General features: G+C 57.7%; 19 protein-coding genes. 6 read left to right on the top strand and 13 right to left on the bottom strand.

Going from position 1 to position 23,283, the window contains the following annotated elements:
* Positions 1-55 precede the first annotated feature (55 nt).
* The 4 genes from FBY01_RS08485 to FBY01_RS08470 are packed head-to-tail and all read right to left on the bottom strand — an operon-like array spanning position 56 to position 3,506.
* Positions 56-1,213 (bottom strand): betaine/proline/choline family ABC transporter ATP-binding protein, encoded by a 1,158-nt coding sequence (locus FBY01_RS08485; RefSeq protein ID WP_010463440.1) that lies wholly within the window; start codon positions 1,211-1,213, stop codon positions 56-58.
* On the bottom strand, positions 1,210-1,863 hold the full coding sequence (locus tag FBY01_RS08480) for an ABC transporter permease (protein WP_010463438.1): 654 nt from the start codon (positions 1,861-1,863) through the stop codon (positions 1,210-1,212). Before FBY01_RS08480 ends, FBY01_RS08485 begins: the two co-directional genes overlap by 4 nt.
* A gap of 12 nt (positions 1,864-1,875) precedes the next feature.
* Positions 1,876-2,769 carry a glycine betaine ABC transporter substrate-binding protein gene (locus tag FBY01_RS08475; RefSeq protein WP_145307006.1) on the bottom strand — a complete coding sequence of 298 codons (894 nt, stop codon included), beginning with the start codon at positions 2,767-2,769 and terminating at the stop codon, positions 1,876-1,878.
* 20 nt (positions 2,770-2,789) lie between these two features.
* On the bottom strand, positions 2,790-3,506 hold the full coding sequence (locus tag FBY01_RS08470) for an ABC transporter permease (RefSeq protein ID WP_145307004.1): 717 nt from the start codon (positions 3,504-3,506) through the stop codon (positions 2,790-2,792).
* 364 nt (positions 3,507-3,870) lie between these two features.
* Between FBY01_RS08470 and FBY01_RS08465 the strand changes: the two genes are divergently transcribed.
* From FBY01_RS08465 to FBY01_RS08440, 5 genes are all read left to right on the top strand, one after another.
* Positions 3,871-5,454 carry a peptide chain release factor 3 gene (locus FBY01_RS08465; protein WP_145307002.1) on the top strand — a complete coding sequence of 528 codons (1,584 nt, stop codon included), beginning with the start codon at positions 3,871-3,873 and terminating at the stop codon, positions 5,452-5,454.
* Between the two features lie 377 nt (positions 5,455-5,831).
* Positions 5,832-7,217 carry a DUF6002 family protein gene (locus tag FBY01_RS08455; RefSeq protein ID WP_145306998.1) on the top strand — a complete coding sequence of 462 codons (1,386 nt, stop codon included), beginning with the start codon at positions 5,832-5,834 and terminating at the stop codon, positions 7,215-7,217.
* 14 nt (positions 7,218-7,231) lie between these two features.
* Positions 7,232-8,266: a hypothetical protein gene (locus tag FBY01_RS08450; RefSeq protein WP_256664401.1), complete on the top strand. Its 1,035-nt coding sequence runs from the start codon at positions 7,232-7,234 to the stop codon at positions 8,264-8,266.
* Complete coding sequence (locus FBY01_RS08445; RefSeq protein ID WP_145306996.1) at positions 8,259-9,443, top strand: MFS transporter; 1,185 nt, start codon at positions 8,259-8,261, stop codon at positions 9,441-9,443. Before FBY01_RS08450 ends, FBY01_RS08445 begins: the two co-directional genes overlap by 8 nt.
* Before the next feature lie 179 nt (positions 9,444-9,622).
* Positions 9,623-9,874 carry a hypothetical protein gene (locus tag FBY01_RS08440; protein ID WP_145306994.1) on the top strand — a complete coding sequence of 84 codons (252 nt, stop codon included), beginning with the start codon at positions 9,623-9,625 and terminating at the stop codon, positions 9,872-9,874.
* Positions 9,875-10,051: 177 nt separating this feature from the next.
* On the opposite strand, the gene FBY01_RS08435 is transcribed toward FBY01_RS08440, so the two are convergent.
* From FBY01_RS08435 to FBY01_RS08400, 8 genes are all read right to left on the bottom strand, one after another.
* Positions 10,052-11,032 carry a peptide ABC transporter ATP-binding protein gene (locus FBY01_RS08435; RefSeq protein ID WP_010463420.1) on the bottom strand — a complete coding sequence of 327 codons (981 nt, stop codon included), beginning with the start codon at positions 11,030-11,032 and terminating at the stop codon, positions 10,052-10,054.
* Positions 11,032-12,000 (bottom strand): ABC transporter ATP-binding protein, encoded by a 969-nt coding sequence (locus FBY01_RS08430; protein WP_010463418.1) that lies wholly within the window; start codon positions 11,998-12,000, stop codon positions 11,032-11,034. Before FBY01_RS08430 ends, FBY01_RS08435 begins: the two co-directional genes overlap by 1 nt.
* A 10-nt stretch (positions 12,001-12,010) precedes the next feature.
* Positions 12,011-12,940, bottom strand: a complete 930-nt coding sequence (locus tag FBY01_RS08425; protein ID WP_370654429.1) for an ABC transporter permease subunit — start codon at positions 12,938-12,940, stop codon at positions 12,011-12,013.
* 7 nt (positions 12,941-12,947) lie between these two features.
* Positions 12,948-13,958 carry an ABC transporter permease subunit gene (locus FBY01_RS08420; RefSeq protein WP_038978933.1) on the bottom strand — a complete coding sequence of 337 codons (1,011 nt, stop codon included), beginning with the start codon at positions 13,956-13,958 and terminating at the stop codon, positions 12,948-12,950.
* Positions 13,959-14,030: 72 nt separating this feature from the next.
* Positions 14,031-15,626 carry an ABC transporter substrate-binding protein gene (locus FBY01_RS08415; RefSeq protein ID WP_077747406.1) on the bottom strand — a complete coding sequence of 532 codons (1,596 nt, stop codon included), beginning with the start codon at positions 15,624-15,626 and terminating at the stop codon, positions 14,031-14,033.
* Between the two features lie 78 nt (positions 15,627-15,704).
* Positions 15,705-17,123 carry an OprD family porin gene (locus FBY01_RS08410; RefSeq protein ID WP_010463411.1) on the bottom strand — a complete coding sequence of 473 codons (1,419 nt, stop codon included), beginning with the start codon at positions 17,121-17,123 and terminating at the stop codon, positions 15,705-15,707.
* 172 nt (positions 17,124-17,295) lie between these two features.
* Positions 17,296-18,897 carry an ABC transporter substrate-binding protein gene (locus FBY01_RS08405; protein WP_010463409.1) on the bottom strand — a complete coding sequence of 534 codons (1,602 nt, stop codon included), beginning with the start codon at positions 18,895-18,897 and terminating at the stop codon, positions 17,296-17,298.
* Between the two features lie 307 nt (positions 18,898-19,204).
* Complete coding sequence (locus FBY01_RS08400; RefSeq protein WP_010463407.1) at positions 19,205-20,830, bottom strand: ABC transporter substrate-binding protein; 1,626 nt, start codon at positions 20,828-20,830, stop codon at positions 19,205-19,207.
* Between the two features lie 1,005 nt (positions 20,831-21,835).
* Here FBY01_RS08400 and FBY01_RS08395 point away from each other — a divergent pair.
* The gene (locus tag FBY01_RS08395; protein ID WP_083375030.1) at positions 21,836-22,204 is read left to right on the top strand and encodes a DUF6124 family protein; all 369 of its coding nucleotides are present in this window, start codon (positions 21,836-21,838) and stop codon (positions 22,202-22,204) included.
* Positions 22,205-22,423: 219 nt separating this feature from the next.
* Here the strand turns inward: FBY01_RS08395 and FBY01_RS08390 are convergent, their stop codons facing one another.
* The gene (locus FBY01_RS08390; protein WP_010463403.1) at positions 22,424-23,140 is read right to left on the bottom strand and encodes an SIMPL domain-containing protein; all 717 of its coding nucleotides are present in this window, start codon (positions 23,138-23,140) and stop codon (positions 22,424-22,426) included.
* Positions 23,141-23,283: the final 143 nt, after the last annotated feature.

Below are 23,283 nucleotides of genomic sequence, written 5' to 3'. Positions count from 1 at the left end.
GAAAGCGGCGTCCATATCGCCGCCTGGTTATCAAACAGGCGGCGACAGATTAGGGTCAGGCCAGCGCAGTCTCGGCCGGCGAAACGATACTGGTCTTGCCCCCACGGGACTTGCCGGAACTGAGGTACTCGGCAATCGATTCCTGAGTCACTTCCCCCAGGAACACCCGCTCCGCATCCATCACCGGCAACCACGAGCGGTTGAACTCGTACATGCGCGACAGCAGGATGCGCAAATGCTCGTCAAACGCCGCCGTGGCGTTGAACTCACGCAAGTACTGCGCGCAAGTCCCTGTCTGACGGTGCAGGTCGCGACGTCGTACATAACCCAGCGCCTTGTTCTCACCATCGGTGACCACCACATAGCGACGGTCCAGTTCGTCCATCAACTCCAGGGCCTCGGCCACTGGGGTTTCCGGACTCACCGACGGTGCGTTATCCGCCGCGTCCTCGGCTTTCACCAACAACAGACGCTTGAGGGTGCTGTCCTGGCCAACGAAGTTGCTGACAAAGTCATCCGCCGGGTGCGCCAGCAGCGTGTCCGGGTGATCGATCTGCAGCAGCTTGCCAGCGCGGAAGATTGCAATCTTGTCGCCCAGCTTGATCGCTTCGTCGATGTCGTGGCTGACCATGATCACGGTCTTGTTCAGCGCCCGTTGCATCTCGAAGAACTCGTTCTGGATCATCTCGCGATTGATCGGGTCGACCGCGCCGAAGGGTTCGTCCATCAGCAACAACGGCGCGTCGGCCGCCAGTGCCCGAATCACACCGATCCGCTGCTGCTGACCGCCGGACAACTCACGCGGGTAGCGATTCAGGTACTGCTTGGGTTCCAGCTTGATCATGCTCATCAACTCGCGGGCGCGGTCGTGGCATTTCTGTTTGTCCCAGCCCAACAGGCGCGGAACGATGGTGATGTTTTCCTCGATGGTCATGTTCGGGAACAAGCCGATCTGCTGGATCACATAACCGATGTTACGGCGCAAGGTCACGGCGTCGAGGTCGGTGGTGTCTTCGCCGTTGATCAGGATCTTGCCCGAGGTCGGCTTGATCAAGCGGTTGATCATTTTCAGCGTGGTGCTTTTGCCGCAGCCCGATGGCCCGAGGAATACGCAGATTTCGCCTTCATTGACGGTCAGGCTTACCGAGTCCACGGCTTTCACATCTTTGCCGTTGCTTTGGAAGGTCTTGCTGAGGTTTTGAAGTTCGATCATTTGAGCAGTCCTTTTGGAGTCAGCGTGCGTTGCAGCCATTGCAGAAGCAGGTCGGCGAAGATGGCCAGGAGACTGACCAGCACGGCGCCGACGATCAGCATCGACATATCGCTGCGGCTGATTGAAGCGAGAATAAGTACACCGAGGCCACCGGCACCGATGGTCGCGGCGATGGTCATGACACCAATGTTCATGACCACGGCGGTGCGCACACCGGCGAGGATCACCGGCACGGCGATGGGCAGTTCGACCATGCGCAGGCGCTGGCCGAAGGTCATGCCGATGCCGCGAGCGGCTTCGCGAATGCCCGGTTCGACGCCGGTCAGCGCCAGGTAGGTGTTACGCATGATCGGCAGCAGCGAGTACAAAAACACCGCCGTGATTGCCGGCATCGGACCGAGGCCCTGGCCGAATTTCGAGTAGAACGGCAGCAACAGGCCAAACAGCGCAATCGACGGCACGGTCAGCAGCACCGTGGCGCTGGCTTGCAGCGGGCCGGCGAGGGTCGGGAAGCGCGTCATCAGCACGCCCAACGGCACGCCCACGAGGATCGCCAATGTCACGGCGATGCCGACCAGGGTGATGTGCTGCCAGGTCAGGTGCAGCACCAGCGGCCAGTCGAGATGGGAAAAGGCGTTCAGAAATTCCATGTCTTTTCCTCCTCAGTTCAAGGGATGCTGGCGCAGAAAGTCTGCGGCAACGGATGAAGGGCTTTCGTGATCGACATCGACCCGCGCGTTGAGCTGGCGCATGGTGGCGTCGTCGAACAGTTCAGCCAGCGGCTTTATTTCTTCCGCCAGTTTTGGATGGGCGTCGAGGTAGTCCTGACGCACAACTGGCGCGGCGGTGTAGTCCGGGAAGTAGTGCTTGTCGTCTTCGAGCAGTTTGAGCTTGAAGGCGTTCAAGCGACCGTCGGTGGTGTAGACCAGACCGGCAAACACCTGGCCATTGCGCAGGGCGGTGTAGACCAAACCGGCATCCATCTGCCGAATGTTCTTGCGGGACAGGTTCATGCCGTAGAGATCGACCATGCCGTCCAGACCGTCGGAACGGTTGGCGAACTCGGTATCCAGCGCCACCAGATGATTGGTCTTGGCCTCAGCCTGCAGCACCGTGTTCAGCTCGCTGATGGTGTTGATCTGCGGGTAAGCCTTCGCGGTGGTTTCCGGCAGGGCCAGGGCGTAGGTGTTGCTGAATTTCGACGGAGTCAGCCAGATCAGGCCTTTTTTCGCGTCGAGTTCCTTCACCTTGGCGTAGGACTGCGCACTGTCGAGCTTCTCGGTGATGTGGTTGTAAGCCACCAGCGAGACGCCGGTGTATTCCCACATCAAATCCAGCTGACCACTTTCTTGGGCGCTTCGGGCCAGGTTGCTGCCCAGACCGCCGGTCACCTGAGTGTCGTAACCCTTGGTGCGCAGGTATTGGGAGGTGATTTCCGCCAGCAGGGTTTGTTCGGTGAACACCCGGGCGCCGATGCGGATGACCGGTTTTTCTGCGGCTTGGGCGATTCCTGCGAACAGCAGGGCGCAGCCTAGAAACAAGCATATTTTTTTCATGAGATTTCCTTTGCCGAGGCTTAAGACGGGCGCAAGCCGCGTTCGAGCCAGAGGCGGCTGGCGAGTGTCACCAGGCCGTCGAGCAGCAAGGCCAGCAGGGCGGTGCAGGCCGCGCCGAGCAGCAGTTGCGGCTGATTGTTCAGGGCGATGCCAGGGAAAATCAGGCTGCCCAGGCTGTTGGCGCCGATCAGGAACGCCAGCGGTGCCGTCCCGACGTTGATCGCCAAGGCCACACGCACGCCGCCGATGATGATCGGCACGGCGTTCGGCAGTTCGACCCGCCACAGCACTTGCGTCGGTGTCATGCCGATCCCGACGGCCGCTTCCTTGAGGGAACCCTGAACGTTTTTCAGGCCTTCATAGGTGTTGCGCACAATCGGCAACAGCGAGGCGAGGAACAGCGCGAAGATCGCGGGGCCGCTGCCGATGCCGAGGATCCCCAGGGCGATGGCCAGTACGGCAAGAGGCGGCACGGTGTTGCCGATGTTGAAGATCTGCATTAAGCGTTCAGCGCGGCCCACCATGCTCGGGCGGCTAAGGAAGATACCGGCGGGGATGCCCACAACGAGGGCGGCCAGCATGGAGACAAGGACAAGGATCAAGTGAGCTTGCAGGTAAAACAACAAATCGTCGCGGTAATGTTCGATCGTGTTGATGCCAATCCAATGGACCAGCAGGGCCAGGAGAGCGACGACAACCGCACCTCCTATCAGCCCCTTGCCATAGCGAATAGCCACAGGCGGACTCCTTTTTTCTTTGTCGGCGAACGCAGTCCCGTGTGGCATGCCATTCCTGGCTGCCGGGAAAAACAACGTTCGCGAGAAGCAGCTCTTCATGCTGATGCAACCGCATGAGATCGAGCCATAAGCGCAGCCTCGTCAGGCTAACTTGCAGGTTTTTCAAACCCTGCTACGAGAGCTGTAACAGGGGAGTGGACGTCTGCACCTTTTAAAAGGTTCCATAGTTAGCAGCAATTAGCCACCCTGGATCTCCCGTTGGACCTGTCGATCGCCATGGGCGAGAGGGCGAACGGTGGTCCGTGACGGTCGGTTTGCGCTATACTCGCCGCCCTTTTTTGAATCACCTGCCAGGCGATTTCCCATGACCAAACAGGCCGCCGAAGTCGCGAAACGCCGCACTTTCGCCATTATTTCCCACCCCGATGCCGGTAAAACCACCATCACCGAGAAGCTCTTGCTGATGGGCAAGGCGATTGCGATTGCTGGCACGGTGAAATCCCGTAAATCCGACCGCCATGCCACCTCCGACTGGATGGAAATGGAAAAGCAGCGTGGTATCTCGATTACCACGTCGGTCATGCAGTTCCCATATCGCGACCACATGATCAACCTGCTCGACACCCCGGGCCACGAAGACTTCTCCGAAGATACCTACCGCACCCTGACGGCGGTGGACTCGGCCTTGATGGTCCTCGACGGCGGTAAGGGTGTAGAGCCTCGGACCATCGCGCTGATGGACGTCTGCCGTCTGCGTGACACGCCGATCGTCAGCTTCATCAACAAACTCGACCGTGACATCCGCGACCCGATCGAACTGCTCGACGAAATCGAAGCGGTCCTGAAGATCAAGGCAGCGCCGATCACCTGGCCGATCGGTTGCTACCGTGACTTCAAGGGCGTTTATCACCTCGCCGAAGATTACATCATCGTGTACACCGCGGGCCACGGCCACGAGCGCACCGATGTCAAAATTATCGAGAAGCTCGATTCCGACGAAGCTCGCGCGCACTTGGGCGATGAATACGATCGCTTTGTCGATCAGCTGGAACTGGTGCAGGGCGCCTGTCACGAATTCAATCAACAGGAATTCCTCGACGGCCAGCTGACGCCGGTGTTCTTCGGTACTGCCCTGGGCAACTTCGGTGTCGATCACGTGCTCGATGCCGTGGTCAACTGGGCGCCGAAACCGTTGGCCCGTGTTGCCAACGAGCGTACCGTCGAGCCAGTCGAAGAGAAATTCACCGGCTTCGTGTTCAAGATCCAGGCGAACATGGACCCTAAACACCGCGACCGTATCGCCTTCATGCGTATCTGCTCCGGCAAGTACGAAAAAGGCATGAAGATGCGCCACGTGCGCACCGGCAAGGACGTGCGGATCGGCGACGCGCTGACCTTCTTCTCCTCCGAGCGCGAGCAACTGGAAGAAGCGTTTGCCGGCGATATCATCGGCCTGCACAACCACGGCACCATCCAGATCGGCGACACCTTCACCGAAGGCGAAGCCCTGAGCTTTACCGGTATCCCGCACTTCGCCCCGGAACTGTTCCGTCGCGTGCGCCTGCGTGATCCGCTGAAATCCAAGCAACTGCGTCAAGGCTTGCAGCAATTGGCGGAAGAGGGCGCCACCCAGGTGTTCTTCCCTGAGCGCAGCAACGACATCATCCTCGGCGCCGTCGGTGTGCTGCAGTTCGATGTGGTGGCCAGCCGCTTGAAAGAGGAATACAAGGTCGAGTGCTCTTACGAGCCGATCACCGTCTATTCCGCTCGCTGGATCGATTGCGACGATAAGAAGAAATTCGAGGAGTTCCGGGTCAAGGCCGTGGAAAACCTGGCGGTCGATGGCGGTGGTCACCTGACGTACCTGGCGCCGACCCGGGTCAACCTGGCGTTGATGGAAGAGCGCTGGCCGGACGTGAAATTCCGTGCGACGCGTGAGCATCACTAAGCGCTGAGTCGCAAAATAAAAAGCCCCGGTCGTGAAAGCACCGGGGCTTTTTCATGCCCGACACAATTCCCTGTGGGGGCGAGCCAGCTCGCGATGGTGGTCAGGACGTCACGGTTTATCAGGCGGCCCGCATTATCGTTGACGTCTTTCGCGAGTGCTGGCAGGACGTGAAATTCCGCAAGGCGGGCGAACGTCATCAAGCGATGAGTCAGTACGCGTATGTCAGGCATTTCTGTAGGCGTTTTTACGGAGTTCTGTAGCTGGGCTCTGCTTTTTACTTCTCTAGTCTTTTACGCGAGACATGGAAGTCGTTGACGTCTAGCTTTCGGTGGACATTTCGCAAGTAGCGACTTTCCACGAGCAGGAGCACAAGACAAATGGACGTAATGAAAACCGATGCGGCTGCACTGACAACCCAACGACCTCTGACTCCCATTTCTGTCATCGAACGTTACTACGATCTGATCGTCAGCAGTGCTCCCTGTTTCGAAGTCAGCATCCGTGACGACGCTTTTGAGCCTTCCATGAAGCTGCCCGAAATGGAGCCGCGAATGCAGGCCTTTCTTTCTGTCGCCACTGCGCAATTTTTTGAGGTGGGCCGTTACCGAGGTATGCCGTTGCGTTTGTTCGACCTGAGGCAAAACGCAAGTACTCAAACCACAAAGACCTTTGCCTCGACGCTGATCGTTGCGCGCGCCATTCGCCATATTCAGGATACCGGCGACAGTATTGTGTTGTTTTCCCCCTCATCTGGAAACAAAGCCATCGCTCTACGTGATGCGGTTCTACGGGCACTTAAAAACAAGCTGGTCCACCCAGAGCAGTTACGCATTGTCACGCTGACGCCTGCCCTGACGACTGAAAAGTTGCGTAGATCCGAACTTTACGACGATCCTCGATTGCGTGCTTTGAATCCTGTGTTCGTGCTGGATACTGAGTCGCCGGAAGCAGTAAAGGTTGTTGGACAACAGTTCAAGGATCTCTTCAATCGTCGTCCATTGGGTGATTCGAAGTTGTGGCATTCCCTCCGACTCGAGAACTACCGGTTTTCTGATCAAGCCCGGGCTTTTTTTGATTTTGAGTATGGTGACGCCTGGGACACTGACCGCAAGACCGTGCATGTGCATGCTGTGTCGAGTGCTTATGGCCTTCTGGGATATTGCTCAGGTGTGGATGTGATGAAGCGTCACGGGACACAGGTTTCCACTCCGTCATTTTTGTTGGTTCAACACCTCGCAACCAGCGACATGGTTCTGCACTTGCTCGACGGAAATTTTGAGGGTGCTTCTGCTCCACGCTATAAGCAGGGGGCCGACGGTTTATGGGTGCAGTCGGAGTCTGCGCACTTTCCTGCCACAACATGGAGTCCAGACGAAGTACTCGAACACACTTTTTATACACACCTGCCACCTACCGCAGTGGAAATGACTGCGCGGGTCAGGGCCAATGGCGGCTCGGGAATAGTCGTTTCGCTTCATGAGTGCATGCAGCGCTACAGTGAATGCGCTCAATTTCTCGCGAATACGCCCGTCAGCTTGCCAGCCGATCCTCGTGATCTGAAAGAGTGGTCATTGGTGATGGCCATGACAGGTTGCCTGAATGCAATTGATCGACAACTACTTGAGGGTATGGACGGTTGCACCATCCACGCGTCGGGCACCTATTGCGGGGGGGATTTTGAAGGCATTCCCACAGAGGGTTTGTCTTTTATTGATAGTGCTGAAGAGATGATGGAGATCCTTCGCAGTCCTTGTAATCCATGAGCTTTGATCCTCACATGATCAGCAAAGCGCTCTGCCATTTTCGCGTTTATCGGGGCGACTCCAGAGCTGGAGAATCGGCATGCCTGGTTTATGCAGGAGTGGCGGAAGGTTTGGTTTATATCGCACCGTTTGTGGCGCAGTGTTTTTTTGAAAAGTCGTATATAGAGCAGGAAGGAACTCTGGAGTGGCACCAGCTTGAGGGTTTCATAAAGCAGGATCGAACCGACTTGTACTTGTTGATGGCTCCCTTGGAGGTCATTCAGCAATACCGGCAGCCTGGCGATATTGTCGGCGTGAGCAGGATTCACCAGCAAGTTGATGTTTCAGCTGGATGGCAGCAGGTACTGAGCCAATTCTCCCATCGAGAAAACAAGCGTCGCACTCAATTGGCCGGACAAGGTTTTGATTTCGATGTGTCGTTTGAAGATAAAGACTTCTTTGCGTTCTATCGGTCGATGCACGTCCCGACAATGAGCGCCCGTTACGGGTGTTTTGCGCGAAGCGTGCCGGAGCAAGCGGCTTATCTCGACTTATTTAAACAAGGCGTGTTGTTTCGAGTTCATTTAAAGGGTGAGTGGGTGGCGGGCAGTATTTCCCAGATTAATGAATCGACACGCACCTTGAATGCGCGGTTGATCGGAGTGAAGGAGGGAGCCGCCGTCTACCGGGCCAATGGAGCGCAGAATTATGTCTACCACGCGATCCTTGAGTGGGCATCCGACCATCCAGCGATTGACTGTGTCGACTTCCAGGGCTGCGAGCCATTTCTGAGCAAAGGAACATTCCAGTACAAGAAACGCTTTGGGACGACGGCAGTTGTTCCTGAAAACGCATTCGGTCAATGGCGGTTGTTGATTCGAACAAGGGCGCTTTGTGTGTCCACCAGACACTTTCTGATCAATAACCCTTTACTGGGTCTGGATGCCGAGGGGCGGTTACAAGCGCAATATTTTTTTGATGCAGAGCATGAGGTTCGCTCGGATATTCCTTTCGCTTCAAAGGGCATCCAAAGCGAAGTAAGGCGCAACCTGGATCAATGGGATGACTGATCGGTACATTTACCCGATTCGGCTCAGTGGCTATTTCTGCCCAATGGCCTGGGTGCTTGCTGCGTTGATTTTTATCAGCCGTTTGAGCGCCATGGTGAAGCTGTTCATGGCGTTGTACCTGCGTCAGGCGTTGGCGTTGCCGATTGAAACCGTTGGATGGTTGTTGTCCGGGTACGGAGCCGGCTTGTTGATAGGGTCGATGGGGGGAGGACTGCTGAGTGAGCATTTCCCGACGGCTCGACTCACTGCCGCGCTGTTTTTTGTTTCAGCGTGGATTTTGGTCTTGTTGGGACTGGTTACAGATGTGCTTTTGTTGGCAGGTCTGCTTCTGTTCAGCGGGGTACTTGATGGTGCGATTCGCACCCTTCATCAGCGGTTGATCATGGAGTATTGCGAGGTTGCACAGCGGACTCGCTCGCAGTCATTGAACCGTGTTGCCAGCAATTTGGGCATGGCAGTTGCCGGAGTGGTGGGTGGCGTCCTGGCGCAGACGGATTTTCGTTGGGTATTTTTTCTCAGTGCCGCCATGTCTCTGCTGGCCTTGGTCTGGTTTGTTCGGGCGACACATCAGCGAGATATTCTGAGGCAGGATGAGGACTCTGAGGGGGCTTCAGGTTCTTGCGTACCGTATCGCGACAAGCCTTTCCTCTGGCTGTTGGGGGCCTCAGTCTTGCTCGGTCTTGCCTTTGAGCCGGTCTACAGCATGTTGGGCAACTATTTACTTGATTACTATCGGTTGGGTGCTGAAGTCATTGGTTGGCAATTTGCGCTCAACGCAGTGCTGGTGGTGGTACTGCAAATCCCGATATCTCATTGGAGCGAGCAATGGAACGCACGCTGGCGGCTGCTGGCAGGCAGCATTTTGCTGGCCTGCGGGCTTGGCATGTTGCCCTTGGGCGCCGGTGTGTTTTATCTCTGCCTCTCGACCGCTATCTGGACGCTTGGCGAAATTCTCTTCATGCCCACTTTGAACGTGATGGTCATGAAGCGCGCACAAGCGGGTAAAAGCGGGCACTACTTTGGTCTTTTCTCAATGTGCTGGAGCGCGAGTGTGCTGCTTTCTCCGACGCTTGGAGGCCACCTTTATGGCCACTTTGGTGGGCATAGTGTCTGGCTTGGGTGTGCGGCCTTGGCGATCTTGTCCATGCCACTGGTTTGCCAGGCAACTCGCAGATAGCTCGCGTAATTTAGCTGATCTGGTTATAGGCATTATTCAAATCCGTTCTCCCCACCCACGGCATTTCCCGCGCATCGTTAGAGTCCTATCTGGAGAACCCAACCCGCCCCATCGGGACCGGATGTCTACCAGTGCCGTCGGGCCACCACGTTTCACCTGCGATAAGGATGGAATCAGCCATGAGCATTTTTCAACGCATTGTGTTGTTGCTGAAAGTTTGGGTACTGCTGTTGGTTGGCATGTCAGCGGCCTGGGCGGAATGCCCGGACCATGGTGAGCAGGCTTCGAGTGGGCAGGTGACGCACACTGGGCTGATGATCGCCGCGTCCGAGTCGGAGCCAGGCGACAAAGGGCAGGGCGGCAGTGCGGACGACGATGATTCGACCACTGATGAACCGGACAGCGATGATGAAGGCGACAGCCAGACATAAACCGCAGGCAAATGAAAACCCCTTCTGTCCCGGCTGATGCGCAGCCGGGGCAGAAGGGGTTATTGAACAGCTCACCTATTGCTGTGGGAGCGAGCCTGCTCGCGAAAGCGGCGTGTCAGTCGACATTGATGTTGACCGGGTTAACGCCTTCGCGAGCAGGCTCGCTCTCACATTTTTTTATGCCGCGCCGTCGAGGAACTGCTCGGCGTAGTGGCAAGCCACCTGACGGCTGTCGAGCAGGCGCAGGGCCGGCTCTTCGGTGCTGCAGCGCTCGGTCGCGTAAGGGCAGCGCTTGTGGAATGCGCAGCCGGACGGCGGGTTCAGCGGGTTGGGCAGTTCGCCGACGATCTTGATCTTCGGCTTGTTCGGGTCCGGGTGAATGGTCGGGGTGGCCGACAGCAACGCCTGGGTGTACGGGTGCAGAGGACGCTCGTAGATGTCGTTCTTCGGACCCATTTCCACCGGGCGGCCGAGGTACATCACCATCACGTCATCGGCGACGTGTTGCACCACTGCCAGGTTGTGGGAGATGAACACGTAGGCGGTGTTGAACTCTTGCTGCAAATCCATGAACAGGTTGAGCACCTGCGCCTGAATCGATACGTCCAGCGCCGAGGTCGGTTCGTCCGCGACCAGCACTTTCGGTTGCAGCATCATCGCGCGAGCGAGGGCGATCCGCTGGCGCTGACCGCCGGAGAACATGTGCGGATAACGCTGATAGTGCTCAGGACGCAAGCCTACCTGCTTCATCATCGCCTGTACTTTCTCGCGACGTTCCGAGGCGCTCAGGCTGGTGTTGATCAGCAGCGGCTCGGCGAGTTGATCACCGACTTTCTGCCGAGGGTTCAACGAGGCGTAAGGGCTCTGGAACACCATCTGCACGTCTTTGCGCAGTTGTTTGCGCTGAGCCTTGTCGGCGCCGGCGACTTCCTGCCCGGCGATTTTCAAGGAGCCGGAGGAGGGCTCTTCGATCAGCGTCAGGGCGCGGGCCAGGGTGGATTTGCCGCAGCCCGACTCACCTACAACGGCGAGGGTCTTGCCGGCTTCCAGTTCGAACGACACACCGTTCAGGGCGCGCACGGTCGCATGGCCCTTGAACAGGCCACGGGACACTTCGTAGTGACGGGTCAGGTCGCGGGCGGTAAGTACGACGGCCATTACGCCACCTCCTGATTCAGCGGGTAGAAGCAGCGGGCGAGGCTGTTGCTTTTCGGGTCCAGGGCTGGACGCTGGGCGCGGCAGCTGTCTTGCACATACGGGCAGCGTGGCGACAGCAGGCAACCCTGCGGACGGTCATAGCGACCGGGAACAATGCCCGGCAACGTGGCCAGGCGCGTGGCACCCAGGCTGTGCTCCGGAATCGCCTTGAGCAGCGCTTCGCTGTAAGGGTGTGCCGGAATGTCGAACAACTGAGGAACCTGACCCACTTCAACCGCCTGGCCGGCGTACATCACGCACACACGCTGAGCGGTTTCGGCCACGACCGCGAGGTCGTGCGTGATCAGCACCAGGCCCATGTTCTGCTCTTTCTGCAACGCCAGCAGCAGGTCCATGATCTGCGCCTGGATCGTTACGTCCAATGCCGTGGTCGGTTCGTCGGCGATCAGCAGTTTCGGTTCGCCGGCAATCGCCATGGCGATTGCAACACGCTGGCTCATACCGCCGGAAAGCTGATGCGGGTAGGCGTCCATACGACTGGCGGCACCCGGGATTTCCACTTTTTCCAGCAGTTCGATGGCGCGTGCGCGGGCCTGCTTGCCGGACATTTTCAGGTGCAGGCGCAGCACTTCTTCAATCTGGAAGCCGACGGTGTAGCTCGGGTTCAGCGCGGTCATCGGGTCCTGGAAGACCATGGCCAGGTCTTTGCCGACGATTTGCCGACGCTGACGGTTGCTGAGCTTGAGCATGTTCTTGCCGTCGAAATTCAGCGCGTCGGCGGTGACGATCCCCGGGTGCTCGATCAAGCCCATCAGCGCCATCATGGTCACGGATTTACCGGAACCCGACTCGCCAACGATGGCCAGGACTTCGCCCTTGTCCACGGTAATGTCGAGCCCGTCGACCACCGGAACCGCGTTCTTGTCGCCGAAGCGAACGTTGAGATTCTTGATTTCTAACAGTGACATTTGAATCTCCTCAGGCGGCGTTCTTGAGTTTCGGGTCCAGCGCATCGCGCAGACCGTCGCCCATCAAGTTGATTGCCAGCACGCTGAGCAAAATGGTCAAACCAGGCAGACTTACCACCCACCAGGCGCGTTCGATGTAGTCGCGAGCCGAAGCCAGCATGGTGCCCCACTCAGGGGTTGGCGGTTGTACGCCAAGGCCGAGGAAGCCCAGTGCCGCGGCATCGAGAATCGCCGAAGAGAAACTCAGGGTGGCCTGAACGATCAGCGGCGCCATGCAGTTGGGCAGCACGGTGACGAACATCAGGCGCGGCAGACCGGCACCGGCCAGACGCGCGGCGGTCACATAGTCGCGGTTCAATTCGCCCATCACCGCAGCGCGGGTCAGACGAACGTAGGACGGCAACGAAACCACGGCGATGGCAATAATGGTGTTGATCAGGCCAGGGCCGAGGATGGCGACAATCGCCACCGCCAGCAGCAGGGACGGCAGGGCCAGCATGATGTCCATCAGACGCATGATGGTCGGGCCGAGCAGTTTCGGGAAGAAGCCGGCGAACAGGCCCAGAAGGATGCCCGGAATCAGCGACATCACCACCGACGACAAGCCGATCAGCAGGGACAGGCGCGAACCGTTGATCAGGCGCGACAGCAGGTCGCGACCCAGTTCATCGGTGCCGAGCAGGAACTGGATCTGCCCGCCCTCCAGCCAGGACGGCGGGGTCAACAGGAAGTCACGGTATTGCTCGCTCGGGTTATGCGGAGCAACCCACGGCGCGAAAATCGCGCAGAAAATCACCAGCAGCATGAACATCAGGCCGGCAACGGCGCCTTTGTTCTTGGAAAACGCTTGCCAGAATTCTTTGTAAGGGGACGGGTACAGCAGGCTTTGATCGACTGTTACCGCTTGATTTTGAGTTGAAGCTGGAGTGGTCATGGTCATGATGATCTCAGCGCTGGTGACGAATGCGTGGGTTGGCAAAGCCGTAGAGGACGTCCACGACGAAGTTCACCAGAATCACCAGGCAGGCGATTAACAGGATGCCGTTCTGCACCACGGGATAGTCCCGTGCGCCAATGGCTTCGATCAGCCATTTGCCGATGCCGGGCCAGGAGAAGATGGTTTCGGTCAGAACCGCACCGGCCAGCAATGTGCCGACTTGCAGGCCGACCACGGTCAGTACCGGAATCAGCGCGTTGCGCAGGCCGTGAACAAAGACCACGCGCGACGGCGACAGGCCTTTGGCGCGGGCGGTACGGATGTAGTCTTCACGCAGCACTTCGAGCATCGACGAACGGGTCATCCGCGCAATAACGGCCAGCGGGATGGTACCCAGCACGATGGCCGGCAGGATCAGGTGATGCAGGGCATCAAAGAACGCACCGACGTCATCGGCCAGCAGCGTGTCGATCAGCATGAAGCCGGTCCGCGGCTCGATGTCATAGAGCAGGTCGATCCGCCCGGACACCGGGGTCCAGCCCAGGGATACCGAGAAGAACATGATCAGGATCAGGCCCCACCAGAAGATCGGCATCGAGTATCCCGCCAGGGAGATGCCCATCACCCCATGGTCGAACAGGGATCCTCGCTTGAGTGCCGCGATCACCCCGGCCAGGAGGCCCAGGATGCCGGCGAACAACAGCGCGGCCATGGACAGTTCCAGGGTCGCGGGGAATAGAGAGCTGAACTCGGTCCAGACACTTTCACGGGTACGCAGGGATTCGCCAAGGTCGCCGTGGGCCAACTTGCCGATGTAGTCCAGGTACTGGGCATACAGCGGTTTGTTCAGGCCAAGGCGTTCCATTGCCTGAGCGTGCATTTCGGGGTCGACCCGACGTTCGCCCATCATCACTTCCACGGGGTCGCCAGGAATCATGCGAATCAACGCGAAAGTCAGCAAGGTGATGCCGAAGAATGTGGGGATCAATAACCCCAATCGGCGGGCAATAAAACTAAACATCTTGTGTGGTACCTCATCAGCCGGTTAGGCGTGCCCGGCATTCCTGGGTCAGGAATGCCGGTAGTTTCTTATCTACTTCACCTGGGTGGTGGCGAAGTTATTAGTGGTGAGGGGGCTAATGTGATAGCCCTCTACGTTGTTGCGCATTGCGGTAAACATACGGGTGTGCGCCATGTTGATCCATGGCTGGTCCTGATTGAAAACCTCCTGGGCTTGCTCGTAGAGCGCTGCACGTTCCGCCGGGTTCACTTTAGCCCGTGCCTGGTCAATCAGGGTCTGGAATTTCTCATTGCACCAGCGCGCGTAGTTTTCGCCGTTCTTGGCGGCTTCGCAACTCAGATTAGGCGTCAGGAAGTTGTCCGGGTCGCCGTTGTCACCCGCCCAGCCGGCGGAAACCATGTCGTGCTCGCCGTTTTTGGCGCGTTTGAGCATTTCGCCCCATTCCATGACGCGAATGTCGACCTTGATCCCGACCTGGGCCAGGTCAGCCTGCATCATCTGCGCGCCGAGCATCGGGTTCGGGTTGGTCGGCCCGCCGCCGTTCCGGGTGAACAGCGTGAAAACAGTGCCCTCCGGCACGCCCGCTTCCTTGAGCAGGGCGCGAGCCTTGTCCAGATCACGTGGCGGGTTTTTCAGCTCGTGGTTGTAACCCAGCAGGGTGTCCGGGTAAGGGTTGACCGCCACCGTTGCGTTTCCTTTGCCGAACAGCGCGTTGACATAAGCCGCCTTGTCGAACGCGATGTCGATGGCCTTACGCACACGCACATCGCTCATGTATTTGTGCGAGGTGTTCATGGCGATGTAGGAAACGGTCATCGCGTTCATCTCATCAACCTTCAGGTTGGTGTCTTTCTTGATGCTCGGGATGTCATCCGGTTTCGGATACAGCGCGACCTGGCACTCGTTGGCCTTGAGTTTTTGCAGGCGCACGTTGTTATCGGTGGCGATGGCCAGGATCAGCGCATCAGCCGGTGGCTTGCCACGGAAGTAGTCCGGGTTGGCCTTGAAGCGAACCTGGGCATCTTTGTTGTAGCGCTGGAAAACGAACGGGCCGGTGCCGACCGGTTTGTTGTTCAGGTCGCCGGTCTTGTTGGCCTTGAGCAACTGGTCGGCGTACTCGGCTGAGTAGATCGAGGAGAAGGCCATGGCGACGTCCGCCAGGAACGGCGCTTCGCGACGGGTCAGGGTGAATTTGACGGTGTTGTCGTCAACTTTCTCGACGCTTTTCAGCAGTTCCTTGAAGCCCATGCTTTCAAAGTACGGGAAGCCCACGCTCGACAGTTTGTGCCATGGGTGGTTCGGGTCCAGCTGACGCTGGAAACTCCAGACTACGTCGTCGGCGTTCATGTCGCGGGTCGGCTTGAAGTATTCGGTGGTGTGAAACTTGACGCCTTTACGCAGGTGGAACGTGTAAGTCAGACCGTCCTCGCTGATCTCCCAGGAGTCGGCCAGTGCCGGAATCACTTCAGTGGTGCCGGGCTTGAAGTCGGCCAGACGATTGAAGATGGTTTCGGCCACCGCATCGGCTGTGACTGCAGTCGTGTACTGGACCATGTCGAAGCCTTCCGGACTGGCTTCGGTGCAGACCACCAGGGGTTTGGCCGAGACGCCAACAGCGACACTCAGCAACGCGGCTGCAATGGCCGCACGTAGGGGAAGCATTTTCATCAAGAACCCTCTGCAATCGGTTAAAGGACAAAAGCCGAACGGCCGATTCGTCACTGAATCAGCCGTTCGGCAGGTGTATTACAGAATGTTGAACGGGATGGTGGTCACGAGACGGAACTCGTTGAGGCTGCCATCCGCCTGGTTATCACTGGCGCGGTGCGCGGTGTAGGTCGCGCGGATAGCTGTGGCCTTGAGCGGGCCGCTCTGTACGGCGTACGAAGTACCAATGCCGTATTCATAGTGGGTTTCGCCGTCCATCGACTGCACGCCGTCGTAACCGCCGCCGGCATAGTGAGTACCGTCGATGCCCCAGCCACGAGCCTGGTAGATGTTGAACTTCAGGCCTGGAATGCCGTATTCAGCCATGTTCAGACCATATGCAATCTGGAAGGATTTTTCGTTCGGGCCGTTGAAGTCCGACAGCAGGGAGTTGGCCAGGTAGATGCCGTTGGTTTCGTGCAGGTAGTCGAAGTACTCGTTACCGTTCACTTCCTGGTACGAGAAGGTCAGGCTGTGGGCCTGGTGAGTCAGGCCCAACGACAGGGAGTAGGTGTCGTTGTCGATTTCGCCCAGCAGCTTTTTGCCTTCGTCGACGGTTTTGTAGTAATTCAGGCCGGTGGTCAGGCTCAGTACCGAGCTGTCACCCAGAACGTGGGTGGCGCCGAAGTAGTACTGGTTCCACAGGTCTTCGGCCTGGGTGCCCCACAGGCTGGTGGTCAGGCTGGCGAACGGCGTGTAGGTGATACCGGCGGTGTTGACGTGATCGGCTTCAGCGGTACCGTCGCCGTATTCGGAACGGAATTTGCGCTGGCTCTGTTCGGTACGCGGCGAGTTACGGTCAAAGGTGGCGATGTCGAAAGTCAGGTTTTCCAACTCTTCGCTGTGCAGACTGACACCCTCGAAGCTCGAAGGCAGTGGACGGTTACCGATGACATCTACTTGCGGGCTGCTGAAGTTCTGGCGACCGGCAGTCAGTGTGGTATTGGAGAAACGCGCCTTGACGTTGGCCAGGCCCAGTTTGCTCCACTGATCAACAGCGTCACCGCCATTTTCAGTCAAAGTACGGTTGTTGCCACGGCCGCCACGACCTGGCTCGGGAGCACCACCGTTGCCGGATGCGAGGTCTTTGCGATCGCGGTCCAGAGCAATGGCGTTGTACGCCGCCACTTCGGTGCTGAAACCGACAGTACCCTCGGTGAAGCCCGAGTTGTACTTGATGATCGTGCCTTGAACCCAGTTGATTCGACGGTCAGTCGTACGAGTCTCACCATTTTTACGATAGTTGAGCGTCGCGCCCCGCTTGAACGACTCATTCGCATACCAGTTACGCGTGGAACCGGTGATCGATTGGCCTTCAACAAAGCCGGTGGCTTCGCTTTGGGCGCTTTTCTCTTTCACGGTAACCGGGGTGAAAGCCTGGCTTTGGGTTTCTGCGTAAGCCGAGGCGGTTACGCTGCTGATGGCCAGGGCCAATAACGCGGTGCTGCTCAGTTTCATGGGTGAAGCTCCTTACTTTCTTTTTTTTAATGCCGGTCTTTTTTGGTGATCCGGCTATTTGGTTTAGAACACATACAAGGCTTCGCAAACGTTTGCTTAATGCCGGATTGGCGAATTACGGCAATACGTTTGCGTGAGGGCGCAATGCGCCCCCAGCGTTCTGGCTAATCGGTTATTGGTCGATACTGACGCCCGAGAACACGTTACGACCGAATGGACTCACCTTGAATCCTTCGATTTTGGCGCTCAACGGCTGGTTAACCGTCGAATGGGCGATAGGCGTGATCGGCACTTGTTGCTTGAGGTAGTGCTGCGCCTGTTTGTAGAGCACGGTGCGCTGGTCGCGGTCGGTGACGACCTTGGCCTGCTTGATGAACTTGTCGTAAGCCGGATCGCACCACATGGAGTAGTTGTTGCCACCAATGGCGTCGCAGCTGTAAAGCGTGCCGAGCCAGTTGTCCGGGTCCCCATTGTCGCCGGTCCAGCCAATCAGGCTGACGTCGTGTTCGCCATTCTTGGTGCGCTTGATGTACTCGCCCCATTCATAGCTGACGATCTTCACTTTGAGGCCGATTTTTGCCCAGTCAGCCTGGAGCATTTCGGCCATCAACTTGGCGTTCGGGTTGTAAGGGCGCTGCACGGGCATCGCCCACAAGGTGATTTCGGTGCCTTCTTTCACGCCGGCAGCCTTGAGCAGTTCCTTGGCTTTTTCCGGGTTGTAGGCAACGTCCTTGATTGTGTCGTCGTAGGACCATTGAGTCGGTGGCATGGCGTTGACGGCCAATTGACCGGCGCCCTGGTAAACGGCGTTGAGAATGCCCTGCTTGTTCACCGCCATGTCCAGCGCCTGACGCACTTCGAGCTGGTCGAAAGGCTTGTGGCGCACGTTGTAGGCGATGTAGCCCAGGTTGAAGCCGGGTTTCTCGATGAGCTTGAGTGCCGGGTCGTTCTTCAACGCGGGAACGTCGGCGGGGCGCGGGCTCAATGTGATCTGGCACTCATTGGCCTTGAGCTTCTGCACCCGCACCGACGCGTCGGTGTTGATCGAGAAGATCAGGTTGTCGAGCTTGACCCGGCTCGGGTCCCAGTACTGCTTGTTGCCGGTGTAGCGGATGTTGGAGTCTTTCTGGTAGCTCTTGAAGGCGAACGGGCCAGTGCCGATCGGCTTCTGGTTGATGTCGCTCGGCTTGCCTTCGGCCAGCAGTTTGTCGGCGTATTCGGCGGACAGAATAGCGGCGAAGCTCATGGCGATGTTCTGGATGAACGCGGCGTCGACGCTGTTGAGCGTCATGACCACGGTCAGCGGCCCGGTCTTCTCGACCTTGGCGATGTTTTTGTTCAGGCTCATCCCGTTGAAATAAGGGAACTCGGTCGGATAAGCCTTACGGAAAGGTTGCTGCGGATCGAGCATGCGATTGAACGTGAACAGCACGTCATCGGCGTTGAAATCTCGGGTCGGCGTGAAGTACTTGGTCGTGTGAAATTTCACACCTTCGCGTAGGTGAAAGGTGTACTTGAGGCCGTCCTCGGAAATATCCCAGCGAGTGGCCAGGCCGGGTACGACGTTGGTGGCGCCTTTTTCAAACTCTGCCAATCGGTTGTACAACGGCTCGGCGGCATCGTTGTCGGTCGATGTCGTGTACTGCGCAGTGTCGAAGCCAGCCGGGCTGCCTTCGGAACAGAACACCAGGCTGTTATTGGCGGCCTGGCTGATGGAAGTGGCGGCCAACAGGCCGGTGCCCAGCAATGCGGATAAAACCAAGGTATGGCGCATGACGCTCCCTTTTCTTGTTCTCTAAGTGTCTTCAATGAACCGCCGTCCCGTCCGCGGACGTGGAGGCATCACTGAGTTCAAACCATGCCATGCAGCAAAACCGAGAGCCCACGCATGAACTGGTCAGATCCCGACGGTATGAGCCGTGGGTCCGGCAGTAAATGCGTAGAGTCCGAAAGACTTGTGGGAAAAGGCAACGCATCCGACATCACGATGGTCATCCGTGACGGAATTGGATGTAGCCGTTTTCCTACTTTCTCGGTAGATAAAACAACGGCGACGTTAAATACGTCGCCGTTGCAAAACCTTATTTGCTGACGCTGACGCCGTAGAAGGAGTTCAAGCCAAACGGGCTGATCTTGAAGTCCTGCACGTTGTCGCGCATGGGTTGGAACACCGTCGAGTGAGCGATAGGTGTCATTGGAACAGCGTCTTTGAGGACGTGTTGCGCCTGTTTGTACAGTTCGGTGCGCTTGCCCTGATCGGTCGTGCGCTTGGCCTCTTTGACGATGCCGTCGAACTTCTTGTCGCACCACTTGGAGAAGTTGTTGCCCTGCAGCGAGTCGCAGCCGAACAGCACGTTCAGCCAGTTGTCCGGGTCACCGTTGTCGCCGCTCCAGCCAATCAGCATCGCGCCGTTTTCGCCGCCTTTGGAACGCTTGATGTACTCGCCCCACTCGTAGGTCACGATCTTGGCCTTGATACCGATCTTGGCCCAGTCGGACTGCAGCATTTCAGCCATCAGTTTGGCGTTCGGGTTGTAAGGACGCTGTACCGGCATCGCCCACAGGTTGATCTCGGTGCCTTCCTTGACGCCGGCTTCCTTGAGCAGCTCTTTGGCTTTCTCAGGGTTGTACGGCGCATCCTTGATGGTGGTGTCGTAAGACCACTGGGTTGGCGGCATGGCGTTGACGGCCAGTTGACCAGCACCCTGATAAACGGAGTCGATGATCTGCTGCTTGTTGACGGCCATGTCCAGTGCCTGACGCACTTTCAATTGCGCCATCGGGTTCGGCTGATCGCTGCCCTTGATCTTGTCCATCACGTTGTAGGCGATGTAACCCAGGTTGAAACCAGCCTGGTTAGGCACCTTCAAGGTCTTGTCTTCTTGCAGCGCCTTCAGGTCGGCCGGACGTGGGAACAGAGTGATCTGGCACTCGTTCTTCTTCAGCTTCTGAATACGCACCGACGGGTCGGTGGTGATGGCGAAGATCAGGTTGTCGATCTTGACGTCGTCAGGCTTCCAGTAGTCCTTGTTCCCGGTGTAGCGGATGTTGGAGTCTTTCTGGTAGCTCTTGAACACGAACGGACCGGTGCCGACCGGCTTCTGGTTGATGTCGGCGGCCTTGCCTTCTTTGAGCAGCTGGGCAGCGTACTCGGCGGACTGGACGGAGGCGAAGCTCATGGCCATGTTCTGGATGAACGCGGCATCAACTTCTTTAAGGGTGAACTTGACGGTGTGGTCGTCGACTTTATCGATCTTGGTGATGTTGGTATCCATCCCCATGTCGGTGAAGTACGGGAATTCGGTCGGGTACGCTTTGCGGAACGGGTCGTTCTTGTCAATCATGCGATTGAAGGTGAACAGCACGTCGTCGGCGTTGAACTCACGAGTCGGCTTGAAATACGGGGTGGTGTGGAACTTCACGCCTTCACGCAGGTGGAAGGTGTAAGTCAGGCCATCATCGGAGATGTCCCACTTGGTTGCCAGACCAGGAATCACGGCGGTGCCGCCGCGCTCGAACTGGGTCAGGCGGTTGAACATGGTTTCTGCAGAGGCGTCGAAGTCGGTTCCGGTGGTGTACTGACCAGGATCAAAACCGGCCGGGCTCCCTTCGGAGCAAAACACCAGGTTAGTCGCCGCTTGGGCGAAAGGTGCGGAGGCTAACAAGCCTGCGCCGACTAAAAACGGAATGACCGCGTGTTTAAGCATGTTGGCCTCATGATTTGTTGTCATTTTTGGAATTAGAGGACGACCTCGTGAGTCGTGCCTGCGGATACTTATGCAGGGGCCATACCCATTGCAAGATCCGGAGCGACCACAGGCGTTAAACGGTGGCACGAACGTACCTTAATGTCGCATATGTATAAATTCATGCGCATTTGACCGTTTGCGCAGGGTTTTTTCGGTGCATCTGGCGCACCGCGACGGGGCAATCGGCACGACTTTCGCACCCGGTTGGAGCGAGGTGTTACTTATTTATACCCATCTTTGAGGGGCGTGGATGAGAGGTGTGGGCGTGAATGAGATTGAGTTGTAGTTGGGTGGGTAGGTGTTTGTTGTTTAAAGGGTTGTTGTGTCTGTGGGGGCAGATTGTTGCGTTACTGTCTGGCAGTGGACATCTGTGGGGATGATTTGGATCCGGAAGGTGATGGAGGCTACGTGGGAGTGGTGGGTAGTACCAAGGGTGCAACCTGTCTGCTGCTTGCGGTAGCACTATTGGCTGTTTTGATCCTTACTTCCAGATGACCCCAGTCCTCTGTAGGAGCGAGGCTTGCCCGCGAAGGCGGCCTGACAGCCGACCTGTCTCTTTCTGTTGCTCCCGATTGATCGTTCCCATGCTCCGCGTGGGAATGCCGCCCGGGAGGCTCCGCGTTCCATTTTTGTGTGTTGAAAGATGTGTAAAAAACACAGCGATTTCCCACGCATTTTTCAGGTTGCCGGGTAGGAAGCAGTGTCTCTAACCTCTGACTGTCGCTGAAGAACTCAGCGAACGGGTGTGAGAACCCGGGAACAGATATGTATGAATCTAGCGCCAGCATCACCATAATTGCCGCCAGCTATACGCTGCCTGTAATGCTCTATGGCGGCTGTGTGCGGGCGGACTTCGGTCCGGCCGGTTCTCTGTTCCCGGCTTTCTCACCCTGCACATAGCTGCCACCACTTTCCGTGTGAGAAACGAAAAGTGATGGCTCCAAAAATGAACAGGGAAAGCAAATGAGCAAAATTGTCCCCGATCCACCCTTCAACACCACAACCCCCACCGCCGAAGCCACCGAAGCCGAAACGCTCCTCAAAGACCGCGAAGCCATAAAACGCGCCCTCGATTACTACCTCGATCCCCCCGATCAATACGCCCCCAAACCCCGCCGTCCCAGCACCATGTTCATGGTCGCCCCGGACATGGACAGCGAAAGTCTCCTGGCACAAGCTTGCGAGTCATTGGCGTCCGCCAGTGTCATGGCCAGTGATTTCGCAGCAAACCTGATCGGCCCGCAGAGAAATACGGTATTGGCGATTCAGCAGATCATCATGCTGGCGGAGTTGGCAGTGAATCGGGCGCTGGATAACGTCGATCCGGCGTAGACCGCGTTATCGTTTTTCGCGAGCAGGCTCGCTCCCACTGGGGGCGAGTGTGTACATGGGTTTTGTGTACGACTCTGATCCCATGTAGGAGTGAGCCTGCACGCGATGACGGTGGATCAATCACCACAAAATCATCAGACAAACCTGCCGGCTTTCCGCCAGGCAACAAAAAACGGCGATCACTTCAGTGACCGCCGTTTCTGTGTACGGGTTATCGAATCAAGGCATCAACACTTCAATCGCACCATCTGCCGTCATGCTCACCTGGCTGGTGCCGGCCTCAACCTCTGGCGTCACCGGAGCGCCATCCATGCCGGCCGCTTTCATCATCATCGGCCCACGCATGTACGGCTGTGGATAACCGTTGCTGTTCAGGTTCAGGCTGACGATTTTGTAACCCTTGCCACCCAACGCATCGGTTGCCAGCTGCGCGCGGGCCTTGAAGGCGGTGACAGCTTCTTTAAGCAGCGCATCTTCGCTGGCCTTGCGCGTTGGCGTGGCGATGGCGAAGTCCATGCCACCCATTTTCAGGTCGGTCAGCAGTTCGCCGGTCAGCTTCGACAGTGCGGCGAAGTCGGAGCTTTCCATGCGCAGCTCGGCGCGTTCACGCCAGCCGGTGATTTTCTGGCCCTTGGTGTCGTAGATCGGGTAGCTGTTGCGGCTGCCCTGGCGCAGGGTGACTTCCTTGACTTGTTTGGCCTGGGCCAGCGCTTTGTTCATGGTGGTGCTGACGTCGGCGGCGAGTTTGGCCGGGTCGGTGTTCTGTTCTTCGGTGTAGAGGGTCACGATCATCTGATCGCGGGCCACTTCCTGGCTGACTTCGGCACGCAGGGCGATCTGGTTGTAATGAAGTTCGTCGGCGGCCAGGGCCGGGAGGCTGGCGACGGTGCCAACGCTAAGGGCAAGAAGGGCGGCGCTGCGGCGGAAACTGTGCATGAAAACTCCTTGGAGGTGCGCAGGGGTTAAGGTCCGAGCCTGCGTGAAACCATCAGACTCTAACTTTATTGATCCGGTTCGCACAGTTACAACTTCCATACAGATGGAATGGGGGAGACCGTGTCGAGGCCATTCGCGGGCAA

This window comes from Pseudomonas sp. SJZ077 (genome assembly GCF_007993905.1).
Classification (GTDB): Bacteria; Pseudomonadota; Gammaproteobacteria; order Pseudomonadales; family Pseudomonadaceae; genus Aquipseudomonas; species Aquipseudomonas mandelii.
The sequence above is the reverse complement of the archived record's forward strand: the minus strand, read 5'-3'. Positions and strand labels throughout refer to the sequence as shown.

What these genes read in the sequence shown, in the direction of transcription:
- FBY01_RS08485 (WP_010463440.1), bottom strand. Translation starts at nt 1,213, where the DNA reads ATGATCGAACTTCAAAACCTCAGCAAGACCTTCCAAAGCAACGGCAAA.
- FBY01_RS08480 (WP_010463438.1), bottom strand. Translation starts at nt 1,863, where the DNA reads ATGGAATTTCTGAACGCCTTTTCCCATCTCGACTGGCCGCTGGTGCTG.
- FBY01_RS08475 (WP_145307006.1), bottom strand. Translation starts at nt 2,769, where the DNA reads ATGAAAAAAATATGCTTGTTTCTAGGCTGCGCCCTGCTGTTCGCAGGA.
- FBY01_RS08465 (WP_145307002.1), top strand. Translation starts at nt 3,871, where the DNA reads ATGACCAAACAGGCCGCCGAAGTCGCGAAACGCCGCACTTTCGCCATT.
- FBY01_RS08455 (WP_145306998.1), top strand. Translation starts at nt 5,832, where the DNA reads ATGGACGTAATGAAAACCGATGCGGCTGCACTGACAACCCAACGACCT.
- FBY01_RS08450 (WP_256664401.1), top strand. Translation starts at nt 7,232, where the DNA reads ATGATCAGCAAAGCGCTCTGCCATTTTCGCGTTTATCGGGGCGACTCC.
- FBY01_RS08445 (WP_145306996.1), top strand. Translation starts at nt 8,259, where the DNA reads ATGACTGATCGGTACATTTACCCGATTCGGCTCAGTGGCTATTTCTGC.
- FBY01_RS08440 (WP_145306994.1), top strand. Translation starts at nt 9,623, where the DNA reads ATGAGCATTTTTCAACGCATTGTGTTGTTGCTGAAAGTTTGGGTACTG.
- FBY01_RS08435 (WP_010463420.1), bottom strand. Translation starts at nt 11,032, where the DNA reads ATGGCCGTCGTACTTACCGCCCGCGACCTGACCCGTCACTACGAAGTG.
- FBY01_RS08430 (WP_010463418.1), bottom strand. Translation starts at nt 12,000, where the DNA reads ATGTCACTGTTAGAAATCAAGAATCTCAACGTTCGCTTCGGCGACAAG.
- FBY01_RS08425 (WP_370654429.1), bottom strand. Translation starts at nt 12,940, where the DNA reads ATGACCATGACCACTCCAGCTTCAACTCAAAATCAAGCGGTAACAGTC.
- FBY01_RS08420 (WP_038978933.1), bottom strand. Translation starts at nt 13,958, where the DNA reads ATGTTTAGTTTTATTGCCCGCCGATTGGGGTTATTGATCCCCACATTC.
- FBY01_RS08415 (WP_077747406.1), bottom strand. Translation starts at nt 15,626, where the DNA reads ATGAAAATGCTTCCCCTACGTGCGGCCATTGCAGCCGCGTTGCTGAGT.
- FBY01_RS08410 (WP_010463411.1), bottom strand. Translation starts at nt 17,123, where the DNA reads ATGAAACTGAGCAGCACCGCGTTATTGGCCCTGGCCATCAGCAGCGTA.
- FBY01_RS08405 (WP_010463409.1), bottom strand. Translation starts at nt 18,897, where the DNA reads ATGCGCCATACCTTGGTTTTATCCGCATTGCTGGGCACCGGCCTGTTG.
- FBY01_RS08400 (WP_010463407.1), bottom strand. Translation starts at nt 20,830, where the DNA reads ATGCTTAAACACGCGGTCATTCCGTTTTTAGTCGGCGCAGGCTTGTTA.
- FBY01_RS08395 (WP_083375030.1), top strand. Translation starts at nt 21,836, where the DNA reads ATGAGCAAAATTGTCCCCGATCCACCCTTCAACACCACAACCCCCACC.
- FBY01_RS08390 (WP_010463403.1), bottom strand. Translation starts at nt 23,140, where the DNA reads ATGCACAGTTTCCGCCGCAGCGCCGCCCTTCTTGCCCTTAGCGTTGGC.